The sequence below is a fragment of the Enterococcus sp. GC34 genome (assembly GCF_040886645.1).
In the GTDB taxonomy this organism is placed as follows: Bacteria; Bacillota; Bacilli; order Lactobacillales; family Enterococcaceae; genus Enterococcus; species Enterococcus faecalis.
In genome coordinates this window covers 191114-204102 of sequence record NZ_JBFOEF010000002.1, presented here as the reverse complement: position 1 = coordinate 204102, position 12989 = coordinate 191114, and the positions used below count along the sequence as shown (strand labels likewise).

General features: G+C 36.4%; 13 protein-coding genes. All 13 read right to left on the bottom strand.

The genetic code is table 11. From position 1 onward, the window contains the following. Window positions 1–77: 77 nt before the first annotated feature. The gene (comGG, locus tag AB3I72_RS03315; protein ID WP_368023563.1) at window positions 78–431 is read right to left on the bottom strand and encodes a competence type IV pilus minor pilin ComGG; all 354 of its coding nucleotides are present in this window, start codon (window positions 429–431) and stop codon (window positions 78–80) included. After that, window positions 431–865 carry a competence type IV pilus minor pilin ComGF gene (gene comGF, locus AB3I72_RS03310; RefSeq protein ID WP_002357060.1) on the bottom strand — a complete coding sequence of 145 codons (435 nt, stop codon included), beginning with the start codon at window positions 863–865 and terminating at the stop codon, window positions 431–433. Before comGF ends, comGG begins: the two co-directional genes overlap by 1 nt. After that, entirely contained in the window at window positions 855–1181 is a 327-nt protein-coding gene (locus tag AB3I72_RS03305; RefSeq protein WP_025186644.1) for a type II secretion system protein, read from the bottom strand. Before AB3I72_RS03305 ends, comGF begins: the two co-directional genes overlap by 11 nt. After that, window positions 1147–1593, bottom strand: a complete 447-nt coding sequence (gene comGD / locus AB3I72_RS03300; protein ID WP_086280243.1) for a competence type IV pilus minor pilin ComGD — start codon at window positions 1591–1593, stop codon at window positions 1147–1149. The genes AB3I72_RS03305 and comGD overlap by 35 nt, the downstream gene beginning before the upstream one ends. Next, window positions 1590–1865 (bottom strand): competence type IV pilus major pilin ComGC, encoded by a 276-nt coding sequence (gene comGC / locus AB3I72_RS03295; protein WP_002356991.1) that lies wholly within the window; start codon window positions 1863–1865, stop codon window positions 1590–1592. Before comGC ends, comGD begins: the two co-directional genes overlap by 4 nt. After that, window positions 1865–2911 (bottom strand): competence type IV pilus assembly protein ComGB, encoded by a 1047-nt coding sequence (comGB, locus tag AB3I72_RS03290; protein WP_176944377.1) that lies wholly within the window; start codon window positions 2909–2911, stop codon window positions 1865–1867. Before comGB ends, comGC begins: the two co-directional genes overlap by 1 nt. Next, window positions 2868–3836, bottom strand: coding sequence for a competence type IV pilus ATPase ComGA (gene comGA / locus AB3I72_RS03285; RefSeq protein ID WP_104806209.1), 969 nt, complete (start codon window positions 3834–3836; stop codon window positions 2868–2870). The genes comGB and comGA overlap by 44 nt, the downstream gene beginning before the upstream one ends. A 242-nt stretch (window positions 3837–4078) precedes the next feature. Continuing rightward, complete coding sequence (locus AB3I72_RS03280; RefSeq protein ID WP_010816624.1) at window positions 4079–5407, bottom strand: APC family permease; 1329 nt, start codon at window positions 5405–5407, stop codon at window positions 4079–4081. A gap of 290 nt (window positions 5408–5697) precedes the next feature. Then, entirely contained in the window at window positions 5698–6771 is a 1074-nt protein-coding gene (rlmN, locus tag AB3I72_RS03275) for a 23S rRNA (adenine(2503)-C(2))-methyltransferase RlmN (RefSeq protein WP_104806207.1), read from the bottom strand. A 124-nt stretch (window positions 6772–6895) separates the two neighbouring features. Then, the gene (locus AB3I72_RS03270) at window positions 6896–8725 is read right to left on the bottom strand and encodes an ABC transporter permease (protein ID WP_104806206.1); all 1830 of its coding nucleotides are present in this window, start codon (window positions 8723–8725) and stop codon (window positions 6896–6898) included. After that, window positions 8715–9464: an ABC transporter ATP-binding protein gene (locus AB3I72_RS03265; protein ID WP_010822976.1), complete on the bottom strand. Its 750-nt coding sequence runs from the start codon at window positions 9462–9464 to the stop codon at window positions 8715–8717. Before AB3I72_RS03265 ends, AB3I72_RS03270 begins: the two co-directional genes overlap by 11 nt. A 117-nt stretch (window positions 9465–9581) precedes the next feature. Beyond that, complete coding sequence (locus AB3I72_RS03260; RefSeq protein ID WP_002356983.1) at window positions 9582–10283, bottom strand: GntR family transcriptional regulator; 702 nt, start codon at window positions 10281–10283, stop codon at window positions 9582–9584. 130 nt (window positions 10284–10413) lie between these two features. Then, window positions 10414–12840, bottom strand: coding sequence for a DNA translocase FtsK (locus tag AB3I72_RS03255; protein WP_368023561.1), 2427 nt, complete (start codon window positions 12838–12840; stop codon window positions 10414–10416). Between the last annotated feature and the right edge of the window lie 149 nt (window positions 12841–12989).

The window sequence follows — 12989 nt, the reverse complement described above, 5'->3', positions numbered from 1 at the left end:
TTTAACGAAAAAAGAAAGAATAATCAATGCCTTTACTGTCTTTCTTCTAAAATCTAATAATTTGTAGAAAAACAACGCTATTCCAGCATTGTTTCCGCTTTTTTTTGATGAGAAACTCTCTCTTGATATTGGTATTTTCGACCAGATTTGTTTAATAAAACAGTTATTCTTAATTGTTCATTTTTATATGTATAATCGAGGGTTACTTGCTCGTACATGAGCTTTTCTTCTGTTTTTAACTTTCGTCTATTTTGTTTAATATCTGCAAGAAATAAATGAAGGATACTTTTCCCTGCATAGTATTCCTGGGTAGCTTGCGTAAATTTTTGTGTTAACTGACGTTCTTCTAGTAACTGAAGGGCGAGAAAACTCATCAAATAAACAAAGGCCATGGCCGTGAACAATAAGTTTCCTGAATATTTTTGCCTCATTAAAATTCTCCCTTTATCGGAAAAAAACTATCAAATGTTTTTCCAGAAGTAAAAGTAACTTCCAAAGTAAACGATTGTCCTTCATTTTTAAACTGTCCATTTTTGATACCAATTAACAGCGGTTGATAGCCTTTACCATTGACTCGCTTAATAATTTTATCTTCTTTGATTTGAATTGAAATAGTCTTGTTTGTTTCTGAGTCGAGGAAAGAAATCTCTTGAGCAGAGCCTGTTTGGAAAACAAGCTTTTGACATTCTTTTTCTAATTGAATTAAAAATATATGCCAGGATTTCGAATCATTGTTTTTCAAATATTGATTTCCGATAAAACTTTGTTGAATCATCAACTGAAACAATTGACACATACAACTTAAAACGACTAGTGCCACTAAACACTCTAACATCGTAAAACCCGCATATTTTTTATTGACCAATCAAAATCGCTCCTCTTGAATCTGTGACTTTAAGTATCCATCTTCCCTTGTTCTCCATCAAAGAAAATCGGTAAGTTTCTCCTTGATATATCCGCTCTTTGAAACGTAAATCACCCGTCTGCTCTAAAAATAAAATTGCTTCGTATCCTAGACGAGTGCGCGTTAATTCTTGCTCCCGTTGATAATTTTGCTGAATTAATTGTGTAATAGTCAGGGAGAATATCCCTGCTACCACACATACAATACTAAAACTAACGAGACTCTCTAATAAAATAAAACCGCTATAAATAGTTAATTTTCTTCGTATATTTGCCACTCCCCATCTGAAATTGTAAAATAAGTTGCTGTTTCTTTTCAGTCCAAGTAAAAATATATTTCACTAAACGGCCATTGTTCCCTGACGAATGAAGAAAACTGAGTTTGCTTGGGCCACTCACTGTCATTTTTTCAGGTACAGCTAGCGAAGTCCTTCTAGCTGATTGGTTCAATTTATCTGGAAATGAAAAGCTTTGTTGTTCTTCAAAAAACCAAACTTCTTGTGTTTCCTCTAAAACAATTGCTTGCTGTTGCGTAAAACGAAGTTGTTTTTCTACCGTAGCAAGAAACTGTTCAATTTTTAACGTTTCTTGCCAGCGGTGAATAGCGAGTGTTGGGAGCATAGTCATAAAGCAAACAATCGTTAAACTAGCAAGTGTTTCCATTAATGTAAATCCTGCTGACTTGTTCATTGCTTTTCTGCTGTATATTTATCTAACTGCTCTTTAGTAATGTAGCCTTCGTTGACTAATTCATTTAAGGAAGGCGTCTTATTTTTTTCTAGTGTGTAGAGCTCGATTTGTGATTCTACAATTTTTACGATTGCTTCATTGCCTTTTTTATCAACTGTTTCTTTATGTTTCGCTAAGTTAGGAACAAAAAGTAAAATCAATACGGAAATAATCAATAAGACAATCAACATTTCTAATAATGTAAACCCTGCGTATTTTTGTTTCTTTTTCATTATAAAACTCCTTCCATATTGCCATAAATAGGCAGCAACATTGCCCCATAAACACCGATAATTAAACAAGCAATTATGATAAAAATAAGTGGTTGAACGAGAGTAATGACTCGTTCAATTTTTTTGAAAAAACCTTGGAAACAGACATTACTATAAACCATCAACTCCTTGCCTAATTTTCCTTTTACTTCTCCTTGTTGAATCATTAAACCCAATGCTTTTGTAAAAAAAGGATAAGCAGCTAATTGTCTATGTAAGGTTTCACCAACCAGCAGTCCTTCACTAATTGCTCCAGCTAATTCTTTCATTAAGGGGTAATTGGTTGTATGGCGCATCAAATCGATGACCTCTTTCATTTCTAATCCTTGTGCAAGCAACTTCCCCCATTCTAGTGCAAAAAAAGCACTGACGTATTCCCGATAAAGGCCACGGATAATTGGCAATTTCAGATAAATGAACGCTCGCTGAATAGCAGACTGATGCTTCAAATAACGGCTTAAAATAAAGAAACTAAATGAGAGGACAAAAACTAAGGTAACCAGAATGTACGGACTGTACACAATCAGAAGAATCCCAATATTTTTAGAATAACTATTGGCATCATTTTCCATTAATTGGGGCAATAAAAATTGCCGAATACCAACAATGACGAGAATCAAAAAAACAATCAGGAGCAGCGGATAACTAATTATTTTAAAGAACTGTTGCCGATATTTTTCCGTTTGAAAAAAATGTTCGGAAATCGCTTGTAGTGTCCCTACCAAATCCCCGTGTGCGGTAGCAAACGATAATTGAGCCGAGACCATTGTTGAAAATCCTAATTCTTCGACTAAAGCTTGTAAGGCAATGCCTGAGGAAAAACCTTCAACTAAAAAAGTTATACTGTGCTGAGGTAATGCGTTTGATTTTTTCATGAAGGAAAAACTTTCTTGTATATTAAAACCATTGGCAAGTAAATCCGCTAATAGTTTCAGAAAAAGCTGCTGTTGTTTTTTCGTTAGTTTATTCGATGGCTTGAAAATACGTTTTTTCTGTAATAAACCCATACGCCCACGCCTTTCTTAGATTCTTTTGCCAACTACTCTTTATAACAGCTTCCTTAAAGAAGAAATAATCATAAAGAATTCCCGCTACTTGTTCCTTATTAATCGTGGTTGTCAAAATCTGTTGGTAAATGATACCTTGCAAGCATTCAGCCAATTCATGCTCTGGGCCACCCAATTCTATCAAACGCCGTTGCACCCCCAATAAGTTACGGGCGTGAATTGTCGCAAAAATAGTATGACCCGTTAAGGCGGCTCGAATAACTGCTTGAGCCGTCTCGCCATCACGAATTTCACCAATAATCAAAATATCAGGATGATGGCGCAAGCAAACTTTGATCAAGGCTTCGTACGTTAACTGAATTTTTTCATTTGTTTGCAACTGTAAAAACTGCTTTTCCTCAATTTCAACAGGGTCCTCAATCGCTATCACTTGTTGTTCGCCACTTCTTTGTTTAGCCACACGATACATGGTTGTTGTTTTCCCAGAACCAACTGGCCCACTGAATAAATAAAGTCCTCGTTTCTGAGAAGATGCTTCAATTTCATTCAGCTGGTGGGGAAAGAAAAAATGTTCAGCTTGTTCACCAAATCGGTGCAAAAAACGAATCACTAAGCTCTCTCGATTCTGAAAATCTCCCACAGATGATAAACGCAAGCGTTGCTTCGTCTCGCCAATTAGATAAGTTGTCGCGCCTAATTGCGCTTTTCGTTTTTCTCCGACATCCATGCCGCCGATAAATTTAAAGTGGAAAATTAACTTTTCGCCTATTTCTGCGGAAACTTGTGTGTAAAGTGTCCGTTGCATCCCTGTCCGAAAAGAGATGGCTATTTCGGTATCATTGGGTAAAAAATAAACGTCTTGCGCCCCATGAAGGACGCCCCATTCAATTAATTGATGGGCCAATTTTTTTACATTTTCAGTCATTCATTTCCTCCTCTCACTAATAAACTACGCATTTATTTTATGATTTCAGCAAAAAAAAAAGAACCTTCACCAATAAGATGAAGGTTCTTTTTTTGAAGTTTGCGCTGTCCATCTATCTTCCCCAAAATAGTGGAACTCCTAGACACTTAATATTATACTAAAAAAATCTTGCGTTTAGTTTTCAAAAATTTCTCTGAATCACAAAATTTTTGAGAAAAACTATCAGAATCAGATCGGATCGTTTACGTTTTTGGCTTCGTTTTTTGTTTATTAACTAAATAAACTGGAATTCCTAGAAGCGTAATCCCTATACCAATCAATGCAAGAATAGGCTGTGTAATACTTGTTGTAACCAAGATGAAGATACCACCTAGACTTGCGATAATTGGAATAATTGGATAGCCAGGAACTTTATACGGTCGTTTTAATTCAGGTTCTCGTTTTCTTAAAATAAAAACGGCTAAGAAAATTAATAGATTAAACAGCCACATAACAAAAACTAACATATCCGTCAATAAATCGAAGGTCCCGAAAAACATCATAATAATGGCCACGGCTAACTGAAAAATTCCAGCAACGTAAGGAACAACAAAGCGTTTAGACAACTTTTGAAACTGACGACTAAAAGGCATCAGATTATCTAAGGCTAAGGCATAAGGAATTCGAATCCCTGTCATTGTGTAGCCGTTTAACGCACCATATACAGAGATTAAAATCCCAATAGTTACGATTTTGCCGCCAATTGGTCCAAAAATAGCCACAGAAGCATCCGAAGCTGCATTCAAATTCCCAGCGATTTGCTCAATTGGTAATGTTTTTAGAAACACAAAATTAATTAAAGCATAAATTAAAGTAATCAATAACAAACCAAAAATAATGGCTTTAGGCAAGTCTCTTTCTGGTCGCTTCATTTCACCAGCCACGTTACCCACACCTAGCCAGCCATCATAAGCAAACATGGTGGCGACTAAGGCGCCACTAAAAGCAACTAAAAAGCCAGTATTCGCTGTTGTTTCAATGGGAAAAAGTGAAACAGCTACTTGTCCTGGAGTAAATAACCCCACTAAAGAAATCAAGGCAATTGGAATCAGTTTTACTACCAATGTCGTGGATTGGACCAAAGAAGCAATTTTTGTTCCTAATAAATTAATTATCGTGATACTGGTTCCCGCAAGAATGGCAATTGGAATCAATAAATTTGCCGATAGATGAAACAAATTGATTAGTTGTGTACTAAAAATAATGGATAACGCCGAAATGTTGGCAGGATAATAAATGATACTTTGTGCCCACCCTAAAAGAAAACCAGCTAATTTACCATATGTATATTCAATATACTTCACGGCGCCACCTGTTTCAGGGATTGCTGTAGCAAGTTCGGCGCTGGTTAATCCTGCACAAATGGTTAAGGCACCACCTAACACCCAAGCAAAGATAGCTAAACTAGCTGACTGTGCGTGTCCAACGACACTCGCAGCTTTAAAGAAAACACCAGCGCCAATCACCGTACCCATTACCGTGGATAACGCACCAAACGTTGTGATCTCTCTTTTTAATTGCTTTTTCTCCATAGACTCCCTCATTTCATTTAAACTAAACAAGCGTAACAAAATTTTCACTTTCTTGAAAAGATAACGAAAATAATAGCTGTTTTCATGAAAAATTCTGTGACGATCTCTTTTCAGTATAGCTATTTCTTTTAGAATTTCAAGTTTGAAAACCACAAAAAGAAAATTTGTCATAAAAGTTTTAGAGCATTCATCTTTTGTTTATAAACAAGAATTGAGAAATTTACGATTTTTCATTAAATAAATAAAAAATCGGATCAAAAAGAAACCTTTTTGATCCGATTTTAACTACGTTATTGGTTTTTGACTTTTTCTTTTTTCATTTGTTTGCTGCGTAATTGTCCGCAAGCCGCATCAATATCTGTTCCGTGTTCTTTACGAATAACACAATTGATGCCATTCTTTTTGAGTACATCATAAAATTTTAAAACCGCTTCTTTAGAGCTTCGGCTATATTGATCGTGTTCACTCACTGGGTTATACGGAATCAGATTAACATAAGAAAGTTTTTTCTTATTCCGTAGTAAATCTGCTAATTGTTGAGCATGTTCTGGTCGGTCGTTCACTTGACTCAACATAATATATTCAAATGTAACACGTCGGTTGGTTTTTTCAATGTATTCATCAATTGCTGCCATTAATTTTTCAATTGGAAAACTACGATTAATCCGCATAATTGATGTACGGACTTCGTTGTTAGGAGCATGTAATGAGATTGCTAAGTTTACTTGTAGTCCACTGTCTGCAAATTCACGAATTTTTGGCACTAAACCACTTGTTGAAACTGTAATATGGCGGGCACCAATGGCCAAGCCTTTATCATCATTAATCGTTCGTAAAAAGTTCATGACATTGGCATAATTATCAAATGGTTCACCAATTCCCATCACAACGACATGGCTAACACGTTCATCCAACCCACGTTCATCGAAATAATGTTGCACCCACATAATTTGGGCAACAATCTCGCCAGCAGTTAAATCTCTTTGTTTTTTTAATAGCCCACTAGCACAAAATGTACACCCAATATTGCAACCAACTTGAGTGGTCACACAAACAGATAATCCATATTCTTGACGCATCAAGACTGTTTCAATCATATTTTTATCTGGTAATTCAAATAAATATTTCACGGTACCATCTTGCGCTTCTTGCACAATAACTTGTTTTAATGGATTTAATGAAAAATTTTCTTCTAATAAAGTCATCAACGATTTAGAAATGTTCGACATTTCACTAAATGAAGCAACACGTTTTGTATACAACCATTCCCACACTTGTGTTGCGCGAAATTTCTTCTCGCCATGGACTAAAAACCAGTCCACAAGCTGTTCTCTCGTCAGTCCATAAATGGATTCTTTCTGCATTTCTTTTCCTCATTTCTGCTATTACATTCGCTTCATAACTATAACGTATTCTCACTTTGAATGCAATATCACGAAGAGCCTCAAAAAAAATCGTTAAGCGTGCATGCTTAACGATTTTTTATAATTAATCTTTCACTAAGTGATAAACTTTTTTGAAGTAGAACGTTCTGGCAATTAAATAGTAAACGACCTGAATCAATAAGAAAACACCTAAAACTTCCCAGCCAGCTAACTGCATTGGCTGATCTAAGACAGCATACATTGCTTTCAAAGCAACAGCTCCATGAATAAATGAAACAACAATTGGGGTAAAGAATAAAATACCTACTTGTTGGTAAATCATTTTCTTCAATTCTTTTTTCGTCAAACCAAGTTTGTAAATCATCTTGAATTTTTCAACGTCCGTATTCATATCACTGTATAAACGGAAGTATAAGAAACTACCCGCAGAGACAAAGAACACGATACCGATAAATAGTCCGACAAATAGAACTGGCGTATAATATTGCGTAATGGCTGCCGACATTGCAGCTGTTCCTACTAACATGGGATACTTGTCACCAATAATATTTTCTGCTTTTATCAATTCTTCACGATTGGTTCCTGCTTTGGGCTGCCAAATTGTTTCTGTTTCCGCTTTGATTCCATCTGTTGAGGTATTATCTGGGATAACAACCACACCGCCAAAAGTCGGTAATACATTGGTTTCTTCTGTTTTATCAATGTTTAAAACTTGATCATTTCCCAATTTAACAGATTTAACATCTACTGATGCAGCAGAAGGAGCATCTTTTTGTGATAAATTAACTACTTTCTCACCTGTTAAAGTTGGTTCATCTATAAATTTTGCAAGTTTATTATATTCAGATGTTTTGATTAATTGGATACCGGCACTTGTTTTGTACATTGTGTAATCAATCTGATCAAACTGAATATTTTTTTCTTGGAATGTTTTTGTCGCAAATTGTTTCATTTCTTGATTTTCTGGGTTGGTCGAATCAGACAATGTCAGTTCGTACGGTACAGAACTTATTCCTTTAAAAATCATCTCGTTCACGCCGTATAACGTTCCAATGGCAGCAAAAGCGACCGTTGAAATCACCGAAACCAAGAAGAACGAACGTGCATTATCTTTCATACGGAAAGCCAAATCTGATAAAACGACCATATTGGTTTTTTTCCAAAAGATTTTTGGTTTCCGTTTTAAACGTTCAATGACAGAAACACTCAATTGGTCAAATAAGAATTTTGTCCCTAAAATAACTAAGAAAATTACTGGGAACATCACCATTAAAACTAACTGTCCCTTAGCAACTAAAGCAATTCCGTAACCGACAATTAAAAGTAACACGGCTAAGAAAGATTTAACTTTAGAGCTTTTGATTTCACCTTTACCCATTTCTCCTGCTTTTAATAGCTCTTGAAGTGTCGCTTTTGGCAAGCGGAATTGAATAAAGAAAGAAATTACTAAAAACAAGACCGCAAATGAAATGACAGTAATGATAAACGGCATCACTGGCAAATAAAAACCTAAACCTAGATGCATCAATAAATTGCTAATCCATAAAATAAACTGTGAAAATCCAACACCTAAAATGCTACCAAAAATTGTAGCAAAGAAACCAATCACTAAGTTTTCAATAAAAATCATTTTCTTTAACTGTTTTGGACTCATCCCTTGAATCATCAAGGTTCCAAACTCTTTTTTCCGAGATTGGATAAAGACATCCATCGAGTATAAAACGAATAAGAAAGAGAAACCATAGATTATAATAGCCGCAGCCGTCATTCCCATTTGTGCTTTAGGATTTAAACCATTAGCTAAGGCTGGGTGAAAGACAAAACCAGTGAACGTAAAAAAGATCATCACAGAAAACATTGTACTTAGGAAATAAGCCAAGTATAAATGCTTATTTCGAATCGTATTTCTTATAACAAACTGATTAAAATTCATTATCGACACCTTCAATCTCAGCCAGTTTCATCATGATTAAATCGTAGAACTCTTTTTGATTGCCATTTTGGACAATTTCATCAATTAATTCACCATCTTTAATAAAGACGATGCGCTTGCAATAACTTGCGGCTAGCGGATCATGGGTCACCATTAAAATAGTCGCCGCTTCTTCTTCATTTAATTGTTGTAACAAGCCCATCACATCCTTAGATGATTTCGTATCTAAGTTTCCTGTTGGTTCATCAGCCAATAATAATTGTGGATGATGAATCATTGCCCGCGCAACGGCGACACGCTGTGCTTGTCCACCAGAAATTTCTGCAATTCGTTTTTTCAACAGATGATTGATACCCAAACGTTCACTTAATTCTGCTAATTGTCGTTTCATTACAGAGACTTTTTCTCCATCAAGCGTCAATGGCAAAATAATATTTTCTTCAACGGTTAATGTTGGCATTAAATTAAAGCTTTGAAAAACAAATCCTAATTCTGTACGACGGAATTTAGCAATTTGTTCTTGATTCAAATTGTTTGGATTTTTTCCATTTAAAAGTATTTCACCGTCTGTTGGACTATCGATTGTTGCCAATAAATTTAAAAGTGTACTTTTTCCACTTCCAGAAGGTCCCATAATACCAATAAATTCACCATCTTGGACAGTTAAATTAATCCCTTTTAAGGCTTCATATTTAATTTCGTTTCCGTAAACTTTTTTCAAATTTTGTACTTCTAACATATTTTCCACTCCTATTCTTCTCACTCATTTAGTGTATCGAAAACGAAAAAAAACGACAATAGAAAAGAATAACAATGAACTTACATTACTGTAAGTGCACTGTTATTCTTTTAAAAGTTATGCTTCATATTCAATCACATAAGGATGAATCTTCGTATTATAAATAGCTTCTGAATATTCTACGCAACGACCTGTTGGGCTTAACGACCGCCGAATTCTTTTTAAGCCCGTTGTTTCAGTTGTTTGCAACATCTTTTGCTCTGCTTCTGTCAAAGTTGCAACTTCAAAACGGTCTTCAAATTTATAAATTTCAATGGCATGGCGATCCATCAAACGATACAAGGATTCTTCTTTGTATTCAGTCAATGATACGTCTTTCATGGCAGCTGGCAAATAGTAATTAAAATAAATATAGGGTTGTTCATCGATTAGATATAATCGTGAAAGGTGAACCACTTCTTCTCCTAAAAATTGATAAGCCGGCATCTCTTTTGACAACGTCAAGTTTTCAACTTGTAAAACTTTTTTAGTGACTTTCTGACCTGATTCATTCAAAAATTCAGTGAATGTCCCTGCTTTTGATAGTTTATTATAGGGACGATTGCTTAACACAGTTGTGCCTCGGCCACTTTTTTTCTCAACAAATTCTTCTGTTGCTAACATTTCGATTGCTCGCCGAATCGTAATTTTACTAACGTTAAACATCTCTTCCAATTCTGTTTCTGTTGGTAAAAACGTTCCTACTGGATACTTGCCACTCAAAATATCTTCTTTAATCTGATCTGCTACTTCTAAATAAAGCACGCTCTTTCTTCTCATGATACGCTCCCTCCCAACCGCACTATTCCTTTCTATTTTACCAGAAAATGATGATTATAACATGATGCTTTGCTGAAATTATAAAAAAAGAACAAAAATAGATAAATTTATCTATTTTTGTTCTTTTTGTTTATTGTTCTGGCGTTTCAGGTGCTGCCTCTTCTGATTCCGCTTGTAGAAAGACTTTTCTTGGTTTACTACCTTCTGATGGTCCAATAACTCCGTGTGCTTCCAATTCATCTACTAAGCGAGCCGCACGATTATAGCCAATTCTAAAACGTCTTTGTAGCAACGAAATACTAGCTGTCTGCATTTCAACCACCAAGTTTTTCGCTTCTTCAAACAACTCATCTTGAGGAGCTTCGCCACCGCCTGAAGTGGTCGGTTCATCTGTTGGCATCATGCTTTCTTGATATTCAGCTTCTTGTTGGTCCGTTACAAACGCAACCACTCGTTCGACTTCTTGATCAGAGATAAAGGCCCCTTGGATACGAATTGGTTTATTTTCTCCCATTGGTAAGAAGAGCATATCGCCTCGACCTAATAGTTTCTCCGCCCCGTTGGTATCAATAATGGTACGCGAGTCTGTCCCACTTGAGACCGCAAAAGCCATTCGAGAAGGGACATTTGCTTTGATGATTCCTGTAATGACATCCACACTTGGCCGTTGTGTCGCTAAAATCATATGAATACCCGCTGCCCGTGCCATTTGGGCTAAGCGGATAATCGCATCTTCTACTTCGTTACTTGCCACCATCATTAAATCAGCTAACTCATCCACAATGACAACAATAAATGGCAGAATCGGACGATTTTCGCCATCTTCCGCATTTTTCTGTTGAATTAGTTGATTGTAACCAGTAATATTTCGGACGCCTGTTGCTGCAAATTTTTCATAACGAAATTCCATTTCTTGAACTACTTTTTGTAGGGCTTGTGCCGCTTTTCTCGGATTAGTAACCACTGGCGTTAATAAATGAGGAATCCCGTTATACACATTCAATTCCACCATTTTCGGGTCAATCATCATTAATTTTACTTCATGGGGTTTCGCTTGCATCAAAATACCTGTGATGATGCCATTGATAGCAACCGATTTCCCACTCCCTGTCGATCCCGCAATTAATAAATGCGGCATTTTTGATAGATCCGCAGTTTGAACCATCCCTGAAATATCTCGACCTAAAGGTACTTCTAGTAGTTTATCTGGATGACTTGGTTGTGCCTCAACAATATCTCTAAAGGATACTGTACTAATTGCACTATTAGGAACTTCAATCCCGATTAGTGATTTGCCAGGGATTGGGGCCTCCATACGAACGTCTTTGGCCGCAAGCGCTAAAGCAATGTCATCCGTCAAGTTAACAATTTTGCTAACTTTTACCCCAACAGCGGGTTGAACTTCAAATTTTGTGACAGATGGTCCTAAACTAGCTTTGACCACTTTAGCATCAACACCAAAACTCTTGAAGGTTTGTTCTAAGACGCCAATATTTTTTTCGATTTTTTCATATTCACCACTTTGATCCGTTGCTTGAATTGTATCTAACAAATCAGTTGGTGGTAGTTGATAATCACGATCTTCCGCTTCTTCAGAAATTTCAAATTCGAGAACACCAGCTTCATCTGCCGCCTCTTCTTCCTGCTCTCGTTGCGGTTTTGTTGCTGCAATTGGTGGTACAGTAGGCATCGCCTGGTTTTGCTGTTGAAACGAATCAATTTGAACAGGCGTTGGTGCGGACGGTTCTTCCACCATTGGTTGGTGGGTTTCAACTGGTGTTTTTGTTAAGCGCTCGGCTGCCGCTTGTTCCATGCGTTCCCGCTCTTGTAATTTTTGTTGGGCAGCGGCTTCAATTTTTGCTTGGCGTTCTGCAGCTTTGGCTTCTTTCTTCGCTGCTCGCTTCGCCTCTTTTTCTTCTTGTCGCGCCTGTGATTTTGCCGAAACATGACTTAGGCGATCTTGAATACTTTGGAAATGATCAACGATTTGCTGAAAATCCCACATACTCATCAAGAAAATACCCGCTAACAGTAGCAATGTAGCAATTAAATAGCTACCAAATTGTGCCACCAAAAAGTACGTTCCTTGATAAAGCAGCGCGCCAATCATACCGCCCCCTACGTTTTGCGTCACTTGGTTGGCTTTTAAATCGCTTTGCAAAAATTCCCAAGTGTTACCTAAAATATCTGGTTGACTACCACTAACATTTCGAAACATAAAGGCATGGAAAAATAACAAAACACTAATATAAATCAGAGCAGCTCCAAAAATAGGGCGCCCTCTTTTTAACGGAAAATCTTTCCCATAAATCATGACTAATAAGCCATACAGGATTAGTAAAATCGCTGCAAATGGAAAGGTATTACCTACAACTAAGCGTAAACAATTTGCTAATAACGTGCCTAAAAACCCTAAGCGAAAGAGTCCAAAGACACCGAATAAAATAAAAATCAGGCCAAGAAACATATAATTTAAACGTTCTTGTTGTTGCTGTTGTTTTTTGGTCTTTTTCTTTGTCGTACTTTTTTTCTTATTTGTTGCTCTTTTTTGTGCCATTTAACTTCCCTCTTTCCATCACTTCTCATTATACATAAAAATGGAATCGAACAAAAGTGCCCACCTCATTTTACTTGAAAAATCATGGAAATTTTTTAAAAACTTTCATTTAAGAAAAATGGAACAATGGTCTCTCAACCACTGTTCCA

What these genes read in the sequence shown, in the direction of transcription:
- comGG (WP_368023563.1), bottom strand. Translation starts at nt 431, where the DNA reads ATGAGGCAAAAATATTCAGGAAACTTATTGTTCACGGCCATGGCCTTT.
- comGD (WP_086280243.1), bottom strand. Translation starts at nt 1,593, where the DNA reads ATGAACAAGTCAGCAGGATTTACATTAATGGAAACACTTGCTAGTTTA.
- comGC (WP_002356991.1), bottom strand. Translation starts at nt 1,865, where the DNA reads ATGAAAAAGAAACAAAAATACGCAGGGTTTACATTATTAGAAATGTTG.
- comGB (WP_176944377.1), bottom strand. Translation starts at nt 2,911, where the DNA reads ATGGGTTTATTACAGAAAAAACGTATTTTCAAGCCATCGAATAAACTA.
- comGA (WP_104806209.1), bottom strand. Translation starts at nt 3,836, where the DNA reads ATGACTGAAAATGTAAAAAAATTGGCCCATCAATTAATTGAATGGGGC.
- AB3I72_RS03280 (WP_010816624.1), bottom strand. Translation starts at nt 5,407, where the DNA reads ATGGAGAAAAAGCAATTAAAAAGAGAGATCACAACGTTTGGTGCGTTA.
- rlmN (WP_104806207.1), bottom strand. Translation starts at nt 6,771, where the DNA reads ATGCAGAAAGAATCCATTTATGGACTGACGAGAGAACAGCTTGTGGAC.
- AB3I72_RS03270 (WP_104806206.1), bottom strand. Translation starts at nt 8,725, where the DNA reads ATGAATTTTAATCAGTTTGTTATAAGAAATACGATTCGAAATAAGCAT.
- AB3I72_RS03265 (WP_010822976.1), bottom strand. Translation starts at nt 9,464, where the DNA reads ATGTTAGAAGTACAAAATTTGAAAAAAGTTTACGGAAACGAAATTAAA.
- AB3I72_RS03260 (WP_002356983.1), bottom strand. Translation starts at nt 10,283, where the DNA reads ATGAGAAGAAAGAGCGTGCTTTATTTAGAAGTAGCAGATCAGATTAAA.
- AB3I72_RS03255 (WP_368023561.1), bottom strand. Translation starts at nt 12,840, where the DNA reads ATGGCACAAAAAAGAGCAACAAATAAGAAAAAAAGTACGACAAAGAAA.